Annotated in this window: 2 protein-coding genes; both read right to left on the bottom strand. The window is 60.4% G+C overall.

Annotated features, from left to right (window positions below; genetic code table 11):
* A partial coding sequence (locus tag EN969_RS32680; RefSeq protein WP_206525304.1) for an acyl-CoA dehydrogenase family protein occupies positions 1–225 on the bottom strand: 225 nt, incomplete at its 3' end.
* 64 nt (positions 226–289) lie between these two features.
* Entirely contained in the window at positions 290–940 is a 651-nt protein-coding gene (locus EN969_RS32675) for a TetR/AcrR family transcriptional regulator (protein ID WP_013532606.1), read from the bottom strand.
* Between the last annotated feature and the right edge of the window lie 90 nt (positions 941–1,030).

Raw genomic sequence — 1,030 nt, 5'->3', positions numbered from 1 at the left:
GGCATGGGCTATCTCGCCCATGCCGCTGCCGCCGAAATCGGGGTCGGCGGTGATGCCGAGCAGGCCGAGCGCACCGAATTCGCCCCACAGATGCGCCGGGAATTCGTTCGAGCGATCGATGTCGGCGGCGATCGGCGCGATCCGGTCCTGGGCAAAGCGCCGCACCATGTCGCGCAGCGCCTCGATCTCTTCGTCATGCCCGAAGCTGAGCGTGTTGGTGTACATTTTTCTCCTCCCTGCGCATGACCTCGAAAATCGACTTTGATTTCGGAAAGGGATCATGCGCGAATCAAAATGCTGCAGCGTCCTTTGCGCGTCCGAAGGGACGCGCGGCGCCGTAGGCGTCGATCTTCGCGCCGACGAGCCGCATTGTCATTGAAAGATATGTTGTGGTCACTTCAGCGATCGACAGCCGTTCGCCCGGCCGAAACCAGACGATGACGCCGGTCATCATCTGGATCAGCGCCATGGCGGTCAGCCCGGTGTCGTCGATGCTGAAGGTGCCCGTCTCGGCGCCGTCGCGCAGGATGGTGCGCAGCTCCTTCTCGTAGGCAGTGCGCATGCGCAGGATCTGCGTCAGCCTTTCCGGCGACAGGCTGCGCAATTCCATGTTCGACACATGCGTGGCGTGCCGTCGCTCGATGTGGAAAGTGATGTGGTTTTCGACATAGGCCGAAAGCCGCTGCACGGGATCCGCATTAACCGGGCGAGCTGTTTCCCACGCTTCGGTCAAACCTTCCATGTGCTCGCGCATCAGCGTGAACAGAAGCTCTTCCTTGGTCGGAAAGTAGCGGTAGAGTGCGGCCGCCTGTACGCCGACCTCGGCGGCGAGCTGTCGCATCGACATCGCCTCGTAGCCAAAACGCGCGATCAGATTGACCGCCGCCTCACGAATGGTCGCTTCGGTCTTTTCGCCATCAGACCCGGCGGTGCGTGCCATGTCAGCTCCTCTGCGGAGCAATAATAAAACGAACGTTTAATTAATTCAAGGCGCTCAATCCAAATCCGCCTTCATGCCACGATTCTGAAC

The sequence above is a fragment of the Mesorhizobium sp. M7A.F.Ca.CA.003.01.2.1 genome, assembly GCF_003998945.1.
Lineage (GTDB): Bacteria > Pseudomonadota > Alphaproteobacteria > Rhizobiales > Rhizobiaceae > Mesorhizobium > Mesorhizobium ciceri.
The sequence above is the reverse complement of the archived record's forward strand: the minus strand, read 5'-3'. Positions and strand labels throughout refer to the sequence as shown.

Excerpts from the sequence above, each read along its gene's own strand:
- EN969_RS32675 (WP_013532606.1), bottom strand. The coding sequence starts at position 940 with ATGGCACGCACCGCCGGGTCTGATGGCGAAAAGACCGAAGCGACCATT.